Genomic DNA, 20,182 nt, shown 5'->3' with positions numbered 1-20,182 from the left:
GATTAATGAGGAGTGAATTAAATGAAAGAGCCAATTTATAAAGTTATAGAAAATCATGTAAGAGAATTAATAAATTCAGACAGTTTGAAAAAAGGGGATTTAATCCCCTCTGAAAAACAGTTGAGTGAAGAGTTTAATGTGACTAGAATGACTGTAAGGTCTGCATTAAATAACCTAGTTAAAGAAGGATATATAGCCAGACAAAGAGGGGTAGGTAGTATAGTTCTTGCAAATAATATATATGATAATATATCATCTGTAAGTGGGTTTACTAAGGAGATGGAAAGTAAAGGATATAAAGTATCTAATATATTGGTATCTCTTGAAATAGTTCAAGCAGATGAAGAATTATCAAGTAAATTAAATATAAGCTTAGAAGAAAATGTATGGGAAATCAAGAGAGTAAGATTAGCAAATGATGCAAGAGTTTCATATATGATTACTTATATGCCAGTTAAGCTATTTCCAAATTTAAATAAGACACACTGTGAAAATTCTCTTTATAATTTTGTTGAAGAAGTATGTGGATATAAGATAGCCATGTCAGAGAGAGAAGTACAAGCTGTAATATCAAATGAAGAGTGCATGGATAATTTAAATCTAGAAGAGCCAGAGTCACTTTTATATATAAGTCAAATATGTAAGTTACAAAATAGTGAGATTTTTGAATACTCACACACATATCACCATGGATATACATTAACTTTGAATGCTGTTGTCGAATAAAATTTAAATAAAATGAAAAAGTTTTCTTGAAATGTATATACATTTGAGATATAATAATATCAAGAATTAAATGTATATACATTTAAAAATAAGATATATACATTAAGATAATAATTAATAGAAAAGCATACTTTAAATGTATAGTTTAAAGAACTTATGACTTAAAAAATATTTAATGAATCTAATTTGGAGGGAAAAAATGATAAAAATAATGTTAGCTTGTTCAGCAGGAATGTCAACTAGTTTATTGGTTACAAAAATGGAGGATGCAGCAAAGGAAAACGGTATAGAAGCAAAAATATGGGCTATATCAGAGGTGAACTTAAAAAATGAAATAGAAAATTGTGATGTCTTACTTTTAGGACCTCAAGTTAGATATGTATTAGGAAAAGCAACTGAAATGGCAAAACCATATAATATTCCAGTTGAAGTTATAAATATGATGGATTATGGAAGATGTAATGGAAAAGCTGTGTTAGATAGAGCTGTAGAATTAAATAGTTCAAAATAAAGTTGTACTGGAGGATGTAAAATGGAAAAATTCATGTCATTTATGGATAAATATATAGTGCCTGTAGCTGCCAAAATAGGAGCTCAAAGGCATTTAGTAGCAGTAAGAGATGCATTTATAGCAATGATACCTATAACTATGGTAGGTGCATTAGGAACATTGATAAATAACTTACCGTTAGAAGCATACAAAAATTTGATGGCAAATATATTTGGAGAAAACTGGACTATGTTTGGAAGCGACCTTTGGTGGGGAGCAATAGGTACAATGGCAGTATTCTTAGTAATAGGTGTTGCTTATTTCCTAGCAAAATCCTATGAAAGTGATGGGTTACAAGCTGGACTTATAGCATTATCTATCTTTTTTATAATGGCTCCACAAATCGGTAAAATAGTTCCTGAGGGGGGAACTACAGCAGTTGAAGGATGGGGGATGATACAACAAACTTACTTAGGTACAGCAGCCTTATTCTCTTCTATATTAATAGGATTATTATCAACTGAGATATTTGTAAGGTTATCTAAAGTAAAGAAATTAACTATAAAAATGCCAGATGGAGTTCCACCAGCAGTTTCAAGGTCATTTGCAAAGTTAATACCAGGAATGTTAACTATAATGATATTTACTGTAATAGGAATATTTATAAAGATGCTTTCAAATGGAAATTTCTTAACAGATATTTTAAATACTTATTTAGGAGCACCACTATCAAATGTAGCTGATAGCCTAGGTTCTACAATGCTTATTGCATTTATAATTCATATACTTTGGACTGTTGGGCTTCATGGTGCAAATATAGCACTTCCTTTTACAGAAACTATACTTATGAAATTAGGTGGAGAAAATGCTGCGTTGGCTCAAGCAGGAGCAACAGAAGGATACCATGTACTTGCAGGTTCATTCTTTGATGCATTTGTGTATTTAGGTGGTTCTGGAATGGTATTAGGATTAATTGTAGCTTTATTAATAGCTGGAAGAAGACGTAAAGAGATGATAGTATTAGGTGGACCACCAGCAATATTTAATATAGGAGAACCATTGATATTTGGACTTCCAATAGTTTTAAATCCTATATTTATGATTCCATTTGTACTTGCACCAGTAATATGTAGTGCTGTATCATACTTAGCAATAGATTTTGGATTAGTAGCACCAGTAATTTTGCCTAAAATACCTTGGGTAACACCTCCTATATTAGGTGGAGCAATGGCTACAGGTGATTGGACTGGCGGAGCTTTAGCACTATTTAATTTAATATTATCAATATTAATGTATATTCCATTTGTCATAGCATCTGAAAAAATGGAGGCTAATAAATTGAAAATTAACAACTAGGTGGTTTTTATTAAGGTTAATAAATGTATAGGGTTTTGTAGAGTGTATTAAATTATAGGTAAGGATGGTATAATGAGATGAAAAATGGACTAAAAATAGTTACAATCGGAGGAGGTTCAAGTTATACTCCTGAGCTTGTAGAGGGGTTTATAAATAGATATGAAGAGTTACCTGTAAAGGAATTATGGCTTGTAGATATAGAGGATGGAAAAGAAAAACTAGAGATAGTCGGAAATCTAGCTAAAAGAATGGTAAAAAAAGCTGGAATAGATATGAAAATAAATCTTACTTTAGATAGAAGAGAAGCTCTAAAAGATGCAGATTTTGTGACAACACAACTTAGAGTGGGTCTTTTAGATGCAAGAATTAAAGATGAAACTATTCCTTTATCTCATGGAGTTATGGGGCAGGAAACTAATGGTGCTGGAGGATTATTTAAAGCCCTTCGTACAATACCAGTTATATTTGATATAATAAAAGATGTGGAAGAATTATGTCCAAATGCATGGATGGTGAATTTTACAAATCCAACAGGGATAATAACAGAAGCTGTATTCAAATATACTAATTTTAAAAGATATATAGGTCTATGCAATGTGCCAATTCATTTAAAAAATGATGTTGCCAAACTATTTAATGTAGAAAGTGACAGAATAAGTATGGATTTTGCAGGTCTTAATCATATGGTTTATGGTCTAAATGTATCTTTGGATGGAGAAGATGTTACAAAAGAAGCAATTGATAAGTTTGTCAAAGCAGATATAAGTATGCAAAATATAAAGGCAATTGATTTTAATGCGGAATTTATAAAATCTTTAGGTGTAATACCTTGCCCATATCATAGATACTACTATAAAACTAAAGACATGCTTGAAGATGAGTTGAGAGAGTTTAAAGAGGGAAAAGCTAGAGGTCAAGTAGTTAAAGAGTTGGAAGAACAATTATTTGAATTATATAAGGATGAAAAATTAGATATAAAACCACCTCAACTTGAAAAAAGAGGAGGAGCTTACTATAGTGATGCTGCTTGTAACTTAATAAGTTCTATATACAATGATAAAAAAGACATCCAAGTAGTTAATACATTAAATAATGGTTCTATAAGAGATTTTAAAGATGAACAAGCTGTAGAAGTGAGCAGTGTAATAACAAAAAATGGTCCAAAACCATTAAGTATAGGATATTTACCAGATTCTGTACATGGATTGGTAAGTCAAATTAAGTCATTTGAAGTCTTAGCAGCCAAAGCAGCTGTATATGGCGATTATGAATCTGCTCTTTTGGCACTTTGCATAAATCCATTGATTCCATCAGATGATTTAGCAAAAACTATATTAGATGAAATGTTGGAAGCTCATAAAAATTATCTTCCTAGATTTAATAGATAGTCTATAGAAAGTAGGTTATGGTATGACTAAAATTATAATAAATGCAGATGACTTTGGATATTGCGAAGCTGTGAATTATGGTATAATATCAGCTCATAATAATGGAATCGTCAAGTCCACTTCTATGATGGCAAATATGCCTGGGGTAGAACATGGGGTGAAGTTACTTAAAGAAAATAAGACTTTAAACTGTGGAGTTCATATGACTTTAAGTTGTGGTAGACCATTATTATCTAACTTAAAAACTATTGTTGACAAAGACGGTTTTTTTATTAGGAGGATTACAGACGAAATTATTAAAAAAATGGATTGTGATGAGATTTATAGAGAACTTTGTGCTCAAATAGAGAGAGTAGAAGGGCTTGGAATAGATATATCTCATTTAGACAGTCACCATCATATCCATACTTTAGTAAGTTTAAAGCCAGTAATAGAGAAGATTGTGAATAAGTATAATCTTCCAATAAGGGGCGGATTTGAATATAATTTAGAGTATTCTAAAATAGTTCCTTTAATAGATAGTTTTTATAAGGAAAATGTAAGTGAAGAATATTTTATAAAAAATATAGACGAAATAACGAAGTATGATGTAGTGGATATTATGTCTCACCCAGCTTTTTTAGATGATTATATTTTAAATTCTACATCTTATGCTATTGATAGAACGAAAGAGCACAAGATACTTACATCTAAAAAAGTCAAAGAATTTTTAGAAAAGAATGGATTAGTCATATCAAGCTATAGAGATATTTAGGAGGTAGAATAAATGGATGAAAAGATGATAGAGATATCTTTTGGAATAATTGGATTTGCAGGTGATGCGAAAGGGCTAGCATTTGAAGCAATAAAAGAAGCAAAGAGCGGGAATATAGATAAAGCTAGAGAATGTATTGAAAAGTCGAAAGAATCAATTCATAAAGCTCATAAATTTCAAACAGAATTGATACAAAATGAAGCTAATGGTAATAAAACTGAAATAAGTGTTATACTTATTCATGCACAAGACCATTTAATGACAGCTATGAATTTTCAGCAATTAGCAGAAGAATTTATAGATGTATATGAAAGATTAGAAAGTAAGTAATTTAAAATTATTATTAAGAAAGAGTGACCAAAAATAATTTTTATAATTATTAAAGGCACTCTTTTTTTATTTAAGTAGAGTTTATTAATATAGTATTATGATATTGATACTTTAAAATTTAGATTTCTCGTAATTGTAAGGTATACTAGTGCCAACAACTACATCTTCAATTTTTTCAACAATAAGCCAATCATCCATATTTCCTTGATGGTCAAAATCAAGAGGTGTTATTTCTTCAACATTTTCAAACTCAACTAAGCATAAACATTTTTTATGCCAACGAACTTTTTGTTTTTCAGATAAATTCAATTTTGGTTGATTTTCATTCAAAATCTTAGAAATTTCATCTTCTGTTAACTTAATGTAGTTTTCTACTTTTTTAACAGTGGCTTTTGCAGATATCTTTGCAGTTCCTTTTTCCATAAAATAAAGTAACTCATCTTCAAATACTCTACTATGTGGTATTTTTCTACCAGCAGCGCCTCTAATAACCATTGTTTTTGTTCCAGCTAAAATTTTATCTAAGACCTTTTCTCCTTTTTTTCCTGCATTATCACAATATACTAAGTGTACCATGTCTCAAATCCTCCTTGCTAAATTCCTTATCTATAAATTGTATTTTATCATTCTTTAAATGAAAAGTCATTCTATTTATATCCAACTTAAAATAAAAAAATACTACTTAATGCAAGAAAACCTTATCTGAGTTATATATAATTAAGATTAATTAGGAATTTTTATCCTTTTACAAAATAATATTGACTAAAAATAGAAAAATGCTATAATAAATATGTGCTTATGATAATCAATATCATGTAAGTATAATAAACAGGTAGGAGAAGTAATCATGAAAAAAATAAAATCACTTGCAATATTTATATCTATTATAACTACGCTAGTACTTGTTACAGCATGTTCAGATAAGAATACAGAGGATAAAAATAAATCAGAGACAAGAGTTGTACAATCTGTTAAAGGAGAGGTTAAGATACCATCAAATCCTAAAAAAATAGTTGATATATCAGGAAGTAGTGAAGAACTATTATTAGCAGGTCATAAGCCTGTTGCAACAGCAAATGTAGACTCATATGAAACTGATAAATTACCAAGTTACATAAGAGAAGAACTTAAAGATGTAAAGATAGTTGGACACTCAATGATGGATACTATGGATATGGAAGCTATATTAGAAGTAAATCCTGATTTAATAATAATGAGTCAAAGACAAGAGAAAATATATGACCAATTAAAAGAAATAGCTCCTGTAGTTATGATGAAAGATTATGCAAATGACTGGAGAAGTAAGTTAACTGATGTTTCAAAATTATTTGACAAAGAAGAAGAAGCTAAAAGTTGGATACAGAAGTATGATGAAAAAGCTACAAAGTTAGGTAAAGAAGTTATAGAAAAAAATGGAGAAAAAACTTATTTACCAGTGTTGGCAAGTTCAGGTCAATTTATGGTATTTAGCGATGGTGGAATAGGAACTTTAATCAATGATGATATGAAATTAGCTAGACCCAAAAACATGCCAAAGCAAGATGGAATAACATTACCAATGGTAAGTATGGAAGGTTTAACAGATATAGATGCAGACCATATAGTTGTAATTGCTACAGAATCAGATAAAAAAGATTTAGAAAATAGTGCTATCTGGGCTCAAATAAGAGCAGTAAAAGATGGGAATGTAACAATACTTGATGCAGCTCCATTTTTCAGTCAATCATATAATCCAATTGGAAAAGAGTTATTATTAGAATCAGTTAAAAATGAATTAACAAAGTAATTCTTAACTTAGTAGGTGTGAGATAATGATATTCATTTTTCACACCTATTTTTAATAAAACTTAAAATTAAAAATATTTAATAGATTATATTATACTGACGATTAAAAGGGAAAAGGAGGTAGGTTAATTGACTAAGTTGAGTAAAAAAAATCTAACTTACTTGTTGATATTAGTAAGTATAGTTGTACTTGTACTTGGAATTGTATTATCCATAGCTATTGGAGCAAAAGATATGAATCTATCAAATGTTGTAGATAGTTTGATAAAAATGGAAGATGGAATAAATATGAGAATAGTAAAAGATGTTAGACTTCCAAGGGCAATAGCAGCTGCACTTGTTGGAGGGTTTTTAGCAGTTTCTGGGGCAATAATGCAAGGAATAACAAGAAATCCTATAGCTGAACCATCTGTTATAGGAATTACACAAGGTGCTACGTTTGCAATTGCAATATCATTAGTACTTCAAAAAAGACTTCCTCAACTTATACATGGGAGTTTTAGCACAATGATGTTTGCATTTATTGGGGCAAGTATAAGTGGATTATTTATATATTTTATAAGTTCTAAATCAAGAGGAAGAGTTAATAATGTAAAGCTAGCTCTTGCAGGAGTAGCTCTTGGCACATTGTTAATTTCTTTGGCATCAGCAATATCCATGTATTTTAACCTATCTCAACAGTTGAGTTTCTGGATATCAGGAGGTCTTGTAGGGGTGAATTGGGAAGGTATAAAGCTGTTGTTTATAGCTGGAGGTATTGGATTTATTTTAGCTATGGTTATGGCTCCAAGAATAACTATATTAAGTCTTGGAGAAGAAGTGGCAATAGGATTAGGGCAAAAAACTAACACTGTTAGATTTATATGTATAGTACTCATAATATTAATGACTGGAGCATCTGTTTCAGTGTCTGGTAATATTATTTTTATAGGTCTTATAGTTCCTCAAATAGCTAAAGGAATAGTAGGTTCAGATTATAAGTATATAATACCGAGTTCTTTAGTATTAGGAGCTGTATTACTTGTATATACAGATATATTAAGCAGAATGATAAATCCTCCATATGAGACACCAGTAGGTTCTATAACAGCACTTATAGGAGTACCAATATTTATATACCTTGTTAGAAAGGGGGAGAAATAAGTACTATGAAAAATATTATGAAAATAAATTCTAAAACATTGCTTGTTATATTAATTTTAGTGGTACTTATTCTTATCACTTTTCTAGTGAGTTTAAATATGGGCTCATTTTCTATAGAACCAGTAGATGTTATAAAAACTTTTTTAGGTCAGGGTCAGCGTAATCATGAAATTGCGATATTTAAATTGAGATTACCGAGAATAATAATAGCACTTTTGGTTGGTTCTGCATTATCAACAGCAGGTGTAATACTTCAAGGAGTTACAAAGAATGATTTAGCTGATTCTGGGATTTTGGGAATAAATTCAGGTGCAGCATTATTTGTAGTAGTTTATATATACCTTATGAATGGTAATGTCTATGAAGGTATGAGTAATCTAACTGTATTTACAATGCCAATTGTTGCACTTGTAGGAGCTTTATTTGGAGCATTTCTTATATATTCTCTTGCATGGAAAGGTGGTATAAATTCGTCAAGATTACTGCTTATTGGTGTAGGTGTAAACATAGCTTTTACTTCAATTTTGACTATATTTCAATTGAAATTTACAACACAAGAATTTAATAGGGTTATGGCATGGACATCAGGTAGTATCTGGGGAACTAGTTGGAAATATGTAATAGCTGTACTTCCATTTATAGTGATTTTTATGGGGATAACTATTTATAAATCTAAGTATATAGATGTTTTAAACTTGGGTGATGAAGTATCTACGAGTCTTGGTGTAGATGTAGAAAAACAAAGAAGAAGACTTATAATATATGCAGTAATTTTATCTGGTGTATCGACAGCAGTAGCAGGTAGTATTTCATTTTTGGGTTTAATAGCTCCACATATAGGTAGAAAAATAATAGGGCCAAAGCATAAAAGATTAATACCAGTATCAGCATTGATAGGGACATTATTACTTTTAGTAGCAGATACTATCTCAAGAAATCTTCTAGCACCTATAGAAATACCAGTAGGCATAGTGGTTTCTATAATAGGAGTGCCGTATTTTATTTATTTAATGTTGGCAAATGATTAGGAAAGGATGTTGTTATGAACTGTATAAATACTAAGAATCTAAATGTATCATATGGAAATACAGATATTATAAAAAATCTAAATTTAAGTATACCAAAAGGAAAAATAACTACTATAATAGGGGCTAATGGCTGTGGAAAATCGACAATACTTAAAACTATAGGAAGAATTGTTAGTCCTAAGAGTGGAAAAATATATATAAATGGAGAGGACATATATAAGAAGAAATCCAAAGAAATAGCAAAGGATATGGCAGTACTACCACAAAGCCCTCAAGCTCCTAGTGGTCTTACTGTTTCAGAATTAATTTCTTATGGAAGGTTTCCTCATAAAAGTGGATTTGGTAATTCTAGTAAAGAAGATAGAGACATTGTAAATTGGAGTTTAGAAGTTACTGGAATTTCAGAATTTAAAGATAGAAATATGGAAGACTTATCAGGAGGGCAAAGACAAAGGGCATGGATAGCAATGGCTTTAGCACAAGAGACTGATATATTACTATTAGATGAGCCTACAACATATTTAGATTTAGCCCATCAATTAGAAATACTAAAATTATTAGATGAATTAAATAAAAAACAAGGAAGAACTATTGTCATGGTGATACATGAACTTAATAACGCAGCGAGATTTGCTGACCACATGATAGGTATTAAGAAAGGGAAGATAGTTTGTGAGGGCGATGCATACGATGTTATGACGAAAGATAATCTCAAAGAACTATTTAATATTGATGCAGAAATAGCAACAGACCCAAGAACAAATAAACCAATTTGTATAACTTATGACATGGTATAAATGGTGACAACATGGAAAATCAAGAAGCATTAAGACATGAAAAAATATGGATTTTATTATTTAGATATTCTATACCTGCAATAATAGCAATGATGGTAACTTCACTTTATAATGTAGTAGATAGAGCTTTTATTGGTTCTATGGAGGGCATTGGTTCTATAGCTATTGCAGGTCTTGGTGTAACTATGCCAGTATTTACCATAATAATAGCTTTTGGAATGTTGGTATCAGTAGGTGCTAGCACAAGATTGTCTATAAAGTTAGGTGAAAGAAATAAAGAAGAAGCAGAGAAGATATTAGGTAATGCTTTAACGTTATCTATAATTATCTCTTTAATTATAACTATATTAGGATTAGTTTTCTTAGAAGATATACTTTTTATTTTGGGTGCAAGTAAAGATTCAATATTTTATGCAAAAGACTATATGAGTGTCATATTGGTTGGAAGTATATTTAATTTAGTTGCATTTTCTCTTAATAATGCAATTAGGGCAGAAGGTAATCCAAAATTAGCAGCAAGGACAATGATTGTAGGATGTGTATTAAACTTGATATTGGACCCTATATTCATATTTGTGTTTAATTTAGGTATAAAAGGAGCAGCTATAGCAACAGTACTCTGTCAAATAGTAGTATTCTTTTGGGTAACACATTATTTTATAAGAGGGAAGTCCAATTTAAAGCTAAAAAAATGTAACTTAAAATTGGATAAAGATATAGTAAAGAAGGTATTTGCAATAGGCATGACACCTTTTGCTATGGAGCTAGCTATAAGTATAACTCACATGTTTACAAATAATTCTCTAAAGGTTTACGGCGGAGATTTGGCTATTGGAGCTATGACAGCACTTACATCTATTTTATTGATGTTTATGATGCCTGTGTTTGGTTTGAACCAAGGTATGCAAACTATAATATCATATAATTATGGTGCAAAACAATATGAGCGTGCAAAGAAAACTTTAATAATATCTATCATAGTGTCAATTGTTATATTGTCATTTGGATTTTTAGTAGTACAAGTATTCCCAGAAGTATTTGTAGGCATATTTAATAAAGATTCAGATTTAATGGAGATAGCTGTAAGAGGTATAAACATAAATTTAATTACACTGCCTATAATGGGAATTTCTATTGTTGGACCTGTATATTTCCAATGTATAAGTAAAGTTAAACATTCTATGTTTTTAACTCTTTTAAGACAATTTATTTTATTTATACCATTAATCATTGTACTTCCAATTCAATTTAATTTAGATGGAGTTTGGTTGGCACAGCCAATTGCAGATTTCATTGCTATGATAATTGTATTGTTATTCTTAAAAAGGGAATTTAAAACAAGTCAAGTATAAGGAAATTAGAAAATAAAATGAAATTAGAAAATAAAAAAACTTGTCTTCATAAAATGTTTAAACTTATTTTATAGAGACAAGTTTTTTATTTTATTTAACGAAACTATCCATACTGACTTCTTCTAATGTTTTTCCAAAAGTCATTTTCTCAAATATTTCTTGAGGTAGAGGTTTTGAAAAAACATATCCTTGTATCATATCACAATTAATTTTTTTAAGATAATCCATTTGCAAGATTGTTTCAACACCTTCTGAGATACTATTCATATTTAATTTTTTTGTCAAATTAACTATAGACTCTATTACATGATTTTCAGCAATATTATCTGCATTAGGTGAGCTAAAAAAAGCACGGTCAAGTTTTAATGTATCAACTTTTATTTCTTTTAACATATTTAGTGAAGAATATCCACTTCCAAAATCATCTAGTGAACATTGAAAACCTTCTTCATGGATTTGGTCTATTATATTAATTAATTTTTGGAGATTTTCAAATACAAGTGTTTCAGTTAATTCAATTTCTAAGAGTTTAGCAGGAATATCGTATTTATTACGAATCATTCTGTATTTTTCTAAAAAATCTATATTATTTAAGTTTGCACGTGAAAAATTAACTGAAACAGGTATTGGAGTTTCTCCATTATCTATCCATTTTCGTATCATGTTACATACTTTTTCAAAAACATAGTAGTCAAGTTTTGTGATAAAACCATTTTTTTCAAAGAAAGGGATAAACTCATCTGGTGGGATAAGACCTTTATTTGGGTCTTGCCATCTTACTAATGCTTCAGCACCTACAATAGTATTATCTTTAAGACTTATTTTAGGCTGGAGATATACTATAAATTCGTTATTACTCAGGGCTTCTTCCATTCTATTTTCCATTTCTTTTTCTTTAATCATTTTTAAACGTTCTAAGTCGCTATAAAAAACACATGTATAAAGTGGATGATTTCCAATATTTCCTTTATTATTTTTTCTTGCAACATTTGCGCGGTCTTGAATTGAAACTAAAGGTAGATTTGGGTCATCAATTTTATATACACCTATAGATAAAGCTATAAAATATTTACATTCTTCATTTTTATTGAAATTATTAATATCATTTGTAATCTTTTCTATGTACTTAAGAATTTCTTTTTGAGGAATAGTTTTAATAAGTACATTAAACTGGTCATTAGAAACTCGACAAAGTAATTCTTCTGGTTTTAGATAATTACTAATAACATCATGTACGTATTTTAATGTTTTATCTCCTGCTTCACTACCAAAAGAATCATTAATAAGTTTAAATTTCTGAATATTTATAGATATTAATGAATAGGTTTCTGGTGAAGATGACTGTATAATTTTTTTAGCTTCCATATCAAAACGTGCTTTACTATAGCCTTTAGTTACAGAGTCTACATATGCAATTTTTGTAAGTTGTTCTTTATTTTTTTGATTTATAAACATAATCATTATAATAAGCAGTAAAAATAATATAACAATTAAAATATTGATAAAGATTGCTTTTTTTAGAAGTAAATCAAATTGTGCACTTGCTATTTTTGTTGGAACAACTGAAAGGAGGTATAAGTTTTCTTCTTGTAATGGAAGATAGTGTATTGCTTTAGAAATACCATCATTTAATGTAAAATACATAGAACCAGTTTTGTTCTTTTTTAAGTTTGTTTTCATTTCTTCAAGTTTATTTTTATCAACCTGTTTTCCTTGATCTTTAATCATGTCAAAAAAATTTACTATATTCTTTGGTGCATTTTTGTTTGCTGAACTTACAATAAAATTTCCATTTTGGTCGATAATTTGGGAAAAACCTTCACCATTAAAGCTTTCTACACTTAATAAGTTTCTCATAGTATCAATATTATTCCAAGCAGCAACAACTCCAATAATTTTATCACCTTTGTATAGTGGTACAGAATATAAAATTCCATACCTACCAAATGGTGATTTAACATGAGTAATTGTTTCTTTACCTTGAAGGGCTTTTCTATAAAAGTCTTGTTCTTTAACATTACCTGTATCTTGAAGGTTACTTATGAAATTCCCATTAGAATCAATAATACCTAACCAATCAAATTCAAATAATTTTAATTTTTTGGATAAGTATTTATTAACTTCTTTGTCATTATCATTAATCTCAAAATAAGTATCTCCAACAGAATATAGTGTCCTAAATATACTTTTACATTTCACATCAATTGTAGTAGAGATGCTTTGTGAAACTTCTATAAGATACCTTTCTGTTTCATTATGTGTTACTTTATTTAGAGTCATAATAAAAGTGACACATGCTAAGGACACAATTATAAGGAGTGTTAATAGTAAGCTGGCTATTATTTTTTTACTTTTTATGTTTTCAAAGTTCATTCTTTTGTTTCATCCTCCATCCTTTATTTTTACAAACAAGAATTCTCTCAGACATATTATACCAAATATCTTTTCATACAAAGACATTAAATTTTATTTATTTGACTTTATATTTAACTTTATTTAAGCTTTTTAGAGAGTAGATAAGATATGTTTATAGTTTTAAATCGTATTTTATGATGTTTTAAGTAAAAGAGGCTAAAAAAGGAACTGTTCTCAAAATAACTTTGACACAGCTCCTTTTCAGTATTGTAAATTTTTATAAGATTAGAAAGGATTTTTAGTTTATACATCTATATAAGTATTATATTTATAAAAAATGTTTTATTGTCTATTGCAATCTAAAATGTAGATGAAATTCTGTAAATACCAAATTCTCTATGACCAAGACTTTCAGCTTTGGTATGCTTACCATTACAGACTTCTACTATTTCATTAAATATTTCTTGACCTATATCTGCTATTTTAGCACCATCTGTTATGATTCTACCTGCATTTATATCAATATTGTCTGGCATTTTGTTGTATGTATCACTGTTTCCAGTGATTTTAATAACTGGTGAAATTGGGCTTCCTGTTGGAGTACCTCTACCAGTTGAAAAGATTACAATTTGTGCACCACCTGCTACCATACCAGTGATAGAATCTATATCCTGACCTGGAGTATCCATAAAATACAATCCTTTTTTATCAAGAGGTACAATATCAGCATATTCCAAAGCTCCCTTGAATGGCTTGTTACCTGCCTTATACATACATCCAAGTGATTTTTCTTCGATTGTTGAAAGTCCACCGGCTTTATTACCTGGAGTAGGTTGACCACTACGTAAATCTTCTCCCATAGCAATTGCTCTTTTCTCTACATCACTTATAAATTTAAGAAACTTATCTTTCATTTTTTCATCTTCAAAACGAGTAGCCAATAAATGTTCTGCACCAATTACTTCTGTAGTTTCACTTAGTATGCTACTTCCACCTGCATCTACAAGAAGATTTGATGCAACTCCTATTGAAGGGTTTGAAGCTATTCCACTTGTTGGGTCAGAGCCACCACATTCAAGTGCTAATGTAATTTCACTCATATCAAATTCAACCCTTACTTCTTTTGATACCTCACGAGCCATTTTACCTATTATTTCAGCTCCCTTAGAAACTGCTTTTAATGTTCCACCACATTCTTGTATAACAACATAATCTACCTTTTTTCCTGTTGTAGCTATTTCAGATACTAAATCTTTTGCCTGAATACCATCACATCCAAGACCAACTATTAAAACTGCAGCAACATTGGGATTTTTTCCAAAGCCTATTAATGTCTTTGCTGTAAGTTCTATATCAGAACCAATTTGACAACATCCATGTTGATGAGGGATAGCTATTGCTCCAGGTACAAGTGATGCGATTCTTGTAGCTGTTTCACTTGAACATACAGATGTTGGAATAACTAAAACATGATTACGAATACCAAACTGACCATTTTCTCTTAAATAACCCATTAGTTTCATTTTAATTACCTCCTATTTTTTATCTCCACGACCACGTGTACTTTCAATATTATGTACATGAACATAGTCACCAGTTTTTATGTCAACTGTTGCGATTCCTATAACTTCACCATATTTATAGACAACATCACCTTTTTTTACATCTTCTGTAGCCATCTTATGAAAAACAGGAATATCATCGTTTACTATATAAGACTTTCCATCAATTGAAACTGTTTCACCTTTAACTAAAGGTCTAACACATGTAACTAGATTATCTTTTTCATTTGCATGAATAATTGCATTCATTACATTTACCTCCTTAAGTATTAATTTACTTCAATATTTTTATTTGTTTTAAAAATAGCCTTTTTTCTCTTTTATCTAGATAGGATACTAACATTGGACAACATATTGCTGTAACAATGATGGCAGCAGCAACCTGTACTGTTGAAACAGCTGCAATTGTAGCTAGAGTAGGGTCTATAGCTGCTAAAGCTTCAGGAGTACCCGCTGCATTTCCAGCTGTTGTACCTGTAGCTGCACCTACTGCTGGGTGTTCTGCACGTATAAGTTTCATTACAAAGTATCCACCCATACCTGTTATTATAGTAACACCTAAACCAAGTACAACTCCAGGTAATCCAGCAGTTATAATTTGATTAAAGTTTAATGCAGCTCCTAAAGGGAAAGCAAAGAAAGGAATTAATAATGTTGTACCAGGTGCAAGAAACTCTCGTATATCTTCATCGAGATTACCAAGTATAAATCCAAGTAGTATTGGTATGAGTGCTGCAAATAGTGCTACTATAGGTACATTTGCAAGCCCAGTTACTCCAAAAGCAAGCATTGTGAAAAAAGGACCATCGTTTAGAGATAAGATGGATATTGCTCCAACATCTGTAGAGTCTCCATATTCACCTGCAAGAGCAGCAAATAGACCTCCATTTGAATTAGTCATGGTAGCAACTATTGCAAGAGGTGTAATACCAATTATACCTTTAGGTCCTATAAATTTACTAACAATAATACCTAATACTGCACCAATTACAAATTTTGTTGCTGTAAGCACTATTCCTTTAGTCAATGGTTTACCTGCTTGTCTGATGTTAATTTGAGCTCCATTACATAGACAAAATAGAGCAAGTATACTCATTGCGCCAGTTTTAAATAAGGATGTTGTAAATCCTCCAATTTCAAGAGCTTGTGGACATACTGTATTAAATAGTGCTCCCAATAACAGGGGACATACCATAAGTCCTCCAGGTATCTTTTTCACTGATTTTAAGATGTGCATCTAGTATCACTCCTTTTCTTTTTTATATAATTATCTAAAAGCAATTATTATGCCAATACATAGATTTTGTATTTTTAGTTATCATGATTATTTTTGATAATTAATTGAAATGCTGTAGATTACTTAGAATTGAAAGTATGATTGTGGAGAATTTCACATTAAAAAGAATATTTTTATCATATAATTATATTTTTTAGTGAAAATAAATAAACGTTTTATGTTTTAAAATTAAACATAAAACGTTTCGATATATTAAGTATGTATTATTTTTAAACATCATTTTCTATTTCTTTTAACTTACGCCACAGAGTAGAGCGAGTTATTTTTAGAATTTCACAGGTTTTTGTAGTATTTCTATTATTTTCGTTATAAATTTTATATATATATTTTTTTTCTAAAGTCTTTAAATCTAAATTATTACATTCAAAATCACGATTATCTCTATAAACCATATTATTTGTATATTCGTTGTTATATTTTTCTAATAAAATCGAGTCAAATGATTCCACAATAACAGCTCTTTCCATCATACCTTCCAATTCTCTTATATTACCTTCATATTCTCGTTCAAGAAGTGCTTGTTTAATATTTGGAGTGATAATTAAAGGTGTTTTGTTGTATTTTATTGAATATTTCTGTATAAAAAATTCTGATAATTTTATAATATCTTCTTTTCTTTCTTTTAATGAAGGAAGGTATAGTGTTAGTATATTTATTCTAAAATAAAGGTCTTGTCTAAATAAACCATCACGCATCATGTTTTTTAAGTCTTTATTTGAAGCACAGATAATTTTTACATCTATAGGAATAACTTTATCGCCACCAATTCTCATAACTTGTTTTTCCTGTAAGACCCTTAGTAATCGACCTTGAAGTTCAAGAGGGATTTCGCTTATTTCATCTAGAAAGATTGTGCCTTCATGTGCTAACTCAAATACGCCTGCTTTACCTTTTTTTCTCGCACCTGTAAATGAACCTTCTTCATAACCAAAAAACTCACTTTCTATTAAAGATGGAGGTATGGCAGCACAATTTACAGCGACAAAAGGTGCATTTTTACGTTTACTATAGTTGTGTATACTTTGGCAAAACAGTTCTTTACCAACACCTGATTCTCCAGTAATAATCATTGGAGTGTCATAACAGGCATATTTTTTTGCAATTTCTATACAATCTTTTGTCTTTTTACTAGCATGGATTATATCATCAAAAGTGTATTTAGCAGATAGCCCTTTATTTAGTAAACTCCTTCTTATCGTATGCTCAAAAGAACTTATCTCCTTACTATCTTGAAATGTAGAAACAGCTCCTTGAATTTGCCCATCAACAATAATTGGAACTCTGTTTGTAATGATTTTTGTACTACCTATGTTTTGTATCTCACCAATTTGAGGTTCCATAGTTTCAACTACTTGTGGAAGAACTGTGTTTGGAATAACATCTATAACATTATGATAAAGTGCATTTTCTTTTTTTATACCAAATATTTTTTCAGCACTTTTATTAAATAATGTTATTTTAAAATTTTTATCGACTGTTATTATTCCATCATGTACGAAATCTGTCATAGCTTCTATCTGTAATCTTCTTTTTTGTTCATCTTTGGTTGCTTCAAGTATTTGTTCTGCTTGTTGAATAGCTCTAAGTATGTTTTCTTCTCTAGATTCGATTAATATTCCATTACAATTAAGTCTCTTGACAATATGTGCAACAGTAGTATCTCCTATATATGTGTTGATACCCTTTTTTCTGTACTTTTCTATAGCATCATAAATTTCTTCTTCTTTTTCAATTTCAATCATAGTTATTTTCTTATTCAATATCTCTTCTATAATATCGAAGCCATAGATGACATTATTAAATCCAATTATTCCAAATGGTTCATCGGAATTTTTTACTTCTTTATAGCTTTTTATAATATCATAAGCATCTACTTTAATTTCAACTATGGGTATGCTGTAAGTAGCTTTTAACATGTTGTAAGTTCCACCTCGGCTTATGATAATTCTAGTACCATGATTAATACTTTTTTCAGCAAGAGGGATACCTTCTTTTAGATTGCCAAATACAACATCAATATTTGTATATTTGCTTTTTTTAACTATGTGAAGTGATTTTTCATAGGTTCCTTTAGTGGGAGCAATAACGAGTATTTCTTTCATAATAATTCCTCCATATTTCATCAAATAAACTTAAATATTATCTCATGACTAAATTTTATAAGTTATATTTTAATATTTTACTTTATATTTAATTGTAAATAAAGTATTTTTAAAAAGAACATTATATTGTCCAATATAGAAAATGATGTTATATATTTTAATTATATAGATATATGGGTATGTATAAATAAACATGTGATAACATTTTAGTGTAAAACATATGTATAATATATTCATAAGTATCTTATTTTAAGTAATATAGTATATAATGTTTGTTAACAAGTAAAAAGATTGAATAAAAGTTAATTAAAAATTTAAAGTAGGAGGTAAATTTATGCTTTCAAAAGATATAGCTTCAAAGGTATTAGAAAAGTGTCTAATTACTGGAGGAGACTTTGCTGAGATTTTTGAAGAAGACACTATAAATAACTCTATTAGTTTAATAGATAATAAAGTAGAAAATGCAATAGGTGGAAGAAATTATGGTATAGGAATAAGAATATTTAAAGGATTAAAGAGTATATATGCTTATACAAGTGACAATTCATTAAATAGTTTGTTGGATGTAGCATACAAAGCTGCTGTTGCTTTAGGTAAATTGGAAGATGGAAAAAGTGTAATATTAAATTACAGTATTAAAATAAATAACACACATAATATAAAAATTTATCCAAATTCAATAGCTAATAGAGATAAAGTAAATGTTATGAAGGGTGCATATAGGAGTGCAAAAGAATTTAGTAGTGATATATCTCAAGTAAGTGTTAGCTATTTGGATAAAGACCAAAAAATATTAATTGCAAATACTGAAGGGATATATGTTGAAGATAGAAGAATAAGAACTAGACTGGGAATAAGTTCAATTGCATCCAAAGGTAATGAAAATCAAACTGGATTTGAAGGACCTGGAGGCTGTAAAGGCTTTGAAATATTTGAAGATATAGACCCAGAATACTATGCAAAAGAATCAGCTAGAGTAGCACATACTATGCTGCATGCTAAAAATTGTCCAGCAGGTAATATGATGGTGGCAATAGATAATGGTTTTGGTGGAGTAATATTTCATGAAGCTTGTGGACATTCTTTGGAAGCTACATCAGTTGCAAAGGGCAACTCTGTATTTGCAGATAAATTAGGTCAACAGATTGCCTCTACAAAGGTTACAGCTATAGATGATGGTACAATACCAAATTACTGGGGTTCTATGAATATAGATGATGAAGGGAATCCAGCTCAAAAAAATATACTGATTGAAAATGGAATTTTGAAGTCTTATATGATAGATAAGCTTAATGGTAGACGAATGGGAATGAATCCTACAGGAAGTTCTCGTAGACAAAACTACAAATTTGCTCCAACTTCAAGAATGACTAACACTTATATTGCTGCTGGAGAAGATAAACCAGAAGACATTATAAAGTCGATACCAGATGGACTTTATGCTAAAAAAATGGGTGGTGGCTCTGTAAATCCTGTAACAGGAGAGTTTAATTTTGCAGTTTCAGAAGGTTACTTGATAAAAAATGGAGAAATACAAGAGCCAGTTAGAAGTGCTAGTTTAATTGGAAAAGGTAGCGATGTACTTATGAATATAGATATGGTTGGTGATAACTTAGAACAAGCTCAAGGGATGTGTGGTTCCTCATCAGGAAGTATACCAACTAATGTAGGGCAACCTATGATAAGGGTAAAAGAAATTACTGTAGGTGGAAGATAG

At 29.9% G+C, this 20,182-nt stretch carries 18 protein-coding genes; 12 read left to right on the top strand and 6 right to left on the bottom strand.

Features of this window, described 5'->3' with window-relative positions; all coding sequences use genetic code 11:
- Positions 1–21: 21 nt before the first annotated feature.
- The 6 genes from KGF42_RS04465 (at position 22) to KGF42_RS04440 (ending at position 5,044) form a co-directional block, all read left to right on the top strand.
- Complete coding sequence (locus KGF42_RS04465; RefSeq protein WP_227821784.1) at positions 22–726, top strand: GntR family transcriptional regulator; 705 nt, start codon at positions 22–24, stop codon at positions 724–726.
- A gap of 199 nt (positions 727–925) precedes the next feature.
- Positions 926–1,237 carry a PTS sugar transporter subunit IIB gene (locus KGF42_RS04460; RefSeq protein WP_003422688.1) on the top strand — a complete coding sequence of 104 codons (312 nt, stop codon included), beginning with the start codon at positions 926–928 and terminating at the stop codon, positions 1,235–1,237.
- Positions 1,238–1,258: 21 nt separating this feature from the next.
- Positions 1,259–2,572 carry a PTS sugar transporter subunit IIC gene (locus KGF42_RS04455; protein WP_227825855.1) on the top strand — a complete coding sequence of 438 codons (1,314 nt, stop codon included), beginning with the start codon at positions 1,259–1,261 and terminating at the stop codon, positions 2,570–2,572.
- Positions 2,573–2,649: 77 nt separating this feature from the next.
- Positions 2,650–3,960 carry a 6-phospho-beta-glucosidase gene (locus KGF42_RS04450; protein WP_054274862.1) on the top strand — a complete coding sequence of 437 codons (1,311 nt, stop codon included), beginning with the start codon at positions 2,650–2,652 and terminating at the stop codon, positions 3,958–3,960.
- 22 nt (positions 3,961–3,982) lie between these two features.
- Entirely contained in the window at positions 3,983–4,714 is a 732-nt protein-coding gene (gene chbG, locus KGF42_RS04445; protein WP_054274861.1) for a chitin disaccharide deacetylase, read from the top strand.
- Positions 4,715–4,726: 12 nt separating this feature from the next.
- Positions 4,727–5,044, top strand: a complete 318-nt coding sequence (locus KGF42_RS04440; RefSeq protein WP_003422696.1) for a PTS lactose/cellobiose transporter subunit IIA — start codon at positions 4,727–4,729, stop codon at positions 5,042–5,044.
- A gap of 111 nt (positions 5,045–5,155) precedes the next feature.
- On the opposite strand, the gene KGF42_RS04435 is transcribed toward KGF42_RS04440, so the two are convergent.
- Entirely contained in the window at positions 5,156–5,620 is a 465-nt protein-coding gene (locus KGF42_RS04435) for a hypothetical protein (protein ID WP_107595660.1), read from the bottom strand.
- 271 nt (positions 5,621–5,891) lie between these two features.
- Between KGF42_RS04435 and KGF42_RS04430 the strand changes: the two genes are divergently transcribed.
- The 5 genes from KGF42_RS04430 (at position 5,892) to KGF42_RS04410 (ending at position 11,149) form a co-directional block, all read left to right on the top strand.
- Positions 5,892–6,830: an iron-hydroxamate ABC transporter substrate-binding protein gene (locus KGF42_RS04430; RefSeq protein WP_227821786.1), complete on the top strand. Its 939-nt coding sequence runs from the start codon at positions 5,892–5,894 to the stop codon at positions 6,828–6,830.
- Between the two features lie 128 nt (positions 6,831–6,958).
- Positions 6,959–7,972, top strand: a complete 1,014-nt coding sequence (locus tag KGF42_RS04425) for an iron ABC transporter permease (protein ID WP_227825854.1) — start codon at positions 6,959–6,961, stop codon at positions 7,970–7,972.
- Positions 7,973–7,977: 5 nt separating this feature from the next.
- Positions 7,978–9,000, top strand: coding sequence for an iron ABC transporter permease (locus KGF42_RS04420; RefSeq protein WP_227825853.1), 1,023 nt, complete (start codon positions 7,978–7,980; stop codon positions 8,998–9,000).
- 14 nt (positions 9,001–9,014) lie between these two features.
- Positions 9,015–9,797 (top strand): ABC transporter ATP-binding protein, encoded by a 783-nt coding sequence (locus KGF42_RS04415; protein WP_227821789.1) that lies wholly within the window; start codon positions 9,015–9,017, stop codon positions 9,795–9,797.
- A gap of 11 nt (positions 9,798–9,808) precedes the next feature.
- Complete coding sequence (locus KGF42_RS04410; RefSeq protein WP_227825852.1) at positions 9,809–11,149, top strand: MATE family efflux transporter; 1,341 nt, start codon at positions 9,809–9,811, stop codon at positions 11,147–11,149.
- A gap of 90 nt (positions 11,150–11,239) precedes the next feature.
- Here KGF42_RS04410 and KGF42_RS04405 read toward each other — a convergent pair whose 3' ends face one another.
- From KGF42_RS04405 to KGF42_RS04385, 5 genes are all read right to left on the bottom strand, one after another.
- Positions 11,240–13,522, bottom strand: coding sequence for an EAL domain-containing protein (locus KGF42_RS04405; RefSeq protein ID WP_311315301.1), 2,283 nt, complete (start codon positions 13,520–13,522; stop codon positions 11,240–11,242).
- A gap of 341 nt (positions 13,523–13,863) precedes the next feature.
- Positions 13,864–15,027, bottom strand: a complete 1,164-nt coding sequence (locus KGF42_RS04400) for a UxaA family hydrolase (protein WP_227825850.1) — start codon at positions 15,025–15,027, stop codon at positions 13,864–13,866.
- 12 nt (positions 15,028–15,039) lie between these two features.
- Positions 15,040–15,315, bottom strand: a complete 276-nt coding sequence (locus KGF42_RS04395; RefSeq protein ID WP_054274851.1) for a UxaA family hydrolase — start codon at positions 15,313–15,315, stop codon at positions 15,040–15,042.
- 25 nt (positions 15,316–15,340) lie between these two features.
- Positions 15,341–16,303, bottom strand: coding sequence for a 2-keto-3-deoxygluconate permease (locus KGF42_RS04390; protein ID WP_227825849.1), 963 nt, complete (start codon positions 16,301–16,303; stop codon positions 15,341–15,343).
- Positions 16,304–16,572: 269 nt separating this feature from the next.
- Positions 16,573–18,486, bottom strand: a complete 1,914-nt coding sequence (locus KGF42_RS04385; RefSeq protein WP_413926991.1) for a sigma 54-interacting transcriptional regulator — start codon at positions 18,484–18,486, stop codon at positions 16,573–16,575.
- Positions 18,487–18,799: 313 nt separating this feature from the next.
- On the opposite strand from KGF42_RS04385, the gene KGF42_RS04380 reads away from it, so the two are divergent.
- Complete coding sequence (locus tag KGF42_RS04380; RefSeq protein ID WP_227825847.1) at positions 18,800–20,182, top strand: TldD/PmbA family protein; 1,383 nt, start codon at positions 18,800–18,802, stop codon at positions 20,180–20,182.

This window comes from Clostridioides sp. ZZV15-6383, assembly GCF_020657735.1.
Taxonomy (GTDB): Bacteria; Bacillota; Clostridia; order Peptostreptococcales; family Peptostreptococcaceae; genus Clostridioides; species Clostridioides difficile_D.
Note: the sequence above shows the minus strand (reverse complement) of the source record. Positions and strands in the feature narration are given on the sequence as shown.

Excerpts from the sequence above, each read along its gene's own strand:
- KGF42_RS04390 (WP_227825849.1), bottom strand. The coding sequence starts at position 16,303 with ATGCACATCTTAAAATCAGTGAAAAAGATACCTGGAGGACTTATGGTA.
- KGF42_RS04435 (WP_107595660.1), bottom strand. The coding sequence starts at position 5,620 with ATGGTACACTTAGTATATTGTGATAATGCAGGAAAAAAAGGAGAAAAG.
- KGF42_RS04380 (WP_227825847.1), top strand. The coding sequence starts at position 18,800 with ATGCTTTCAAAAGATATAGCTTCAAAGGTATTAGAAAAGTGTCTAATT.
- KGF42_RS04410 (WP_227825852.1), top strand. The coding sequence starts at position 9,809 with ATGGAAAATCAAGAAGCATTAAGACATGAAAAAATATGGATTTTATTA.
- KGF42_RS04455 (WP_227825855.1), top strand. The coding sequence starts at position 1,259 with ATGGAAAAATTCATGTCATTTATGGATAAATATATAGTGCCTGTAGCT.
- KGF42_RS04430 (WP_227821786.1), top strand. The coding sequence starts at position 5,892 with ATGAAAAAAATAAAATCACTTGCAATATTTATATCTATTATAACTACG.
- KGF42_RS04405 (WP_311315301.1), bottom strand. The coding sequence starts at position 13,522 with ATGAACTTTGAAAACATAAAAAGTAAAAAAATAATAGCCAGCTTACTA.
- KGF42_RS04385 (WP_413926991.1), bottom strand. The coding sequence starts at position 18,486 with ATGAAATATGGAGGAATTATTATGAAAGAAATACTCGTTATTGCTCCC.
- chbG (WP_054274861.1), top strand. The coding sequence starts at position 3,983 with ATGACTAAAATTATAATAAATGCAGATGACTTTGGATATTGCGAAGCT.
- KGF42_RS04465 (WP_227821784.1), top strand. The coding sequence starts at position 22 with ATGAAAGAGCCAATTTATAAAGTTATAGAAAATCATGTAAGAGAATTA.
- KGF42_RS04450 (WP_054274862.1), top strand. The coding sequence starts at position 2,650 with ATGAAAAATGGACTAAAAATAGTTACAATCGGAGGAGGTTCAAGTTAT.
- KGF42_RS04415 (WP_227821789.1), top strand. The coding sequence starts at position 9,015 with ATGAACTGTATAAATACTAAGAATCTAAATGTATCATATGGAAATACA.
- KGF42_RS04460 (WP_003422688.1), top strand. The coding sequence starts at position 926 with ATGATAAAAATAATGTTAGCTTGTTCAGCAGGAATGTCAACTAGTTTA.
- KGF42_RS04440 (WP_003422696.1), top strand. The coding sequence starts at position 4,727 with ATGGATGAAAAGATGATAGAGATATCTTTTGGAATAATTGGATTTGCA.
- KGF42_RS04395 (WP_054274851.1), bottom strand. The coding sequence starts at position 15,315 with ATGAATGCAATTATTCATGCAAATGAAAAAGATAATCTAGTTACATGT.
- KGF42_RS04400 (WP_227825850.1), bottom strand. The coding sequence starts at position 15,027 with ATGAAACTAATGGGTTATTTAAGAGAAAATGGTCAGTTTGGTATTCGT.
- KGF42_RS04420 (WP_227825853.1), top strand. The coding sequence starts at position 7,978 with ATGAAAAATATTATGAAAATAAATTCTAAAACATTGCTTGTTATATTA.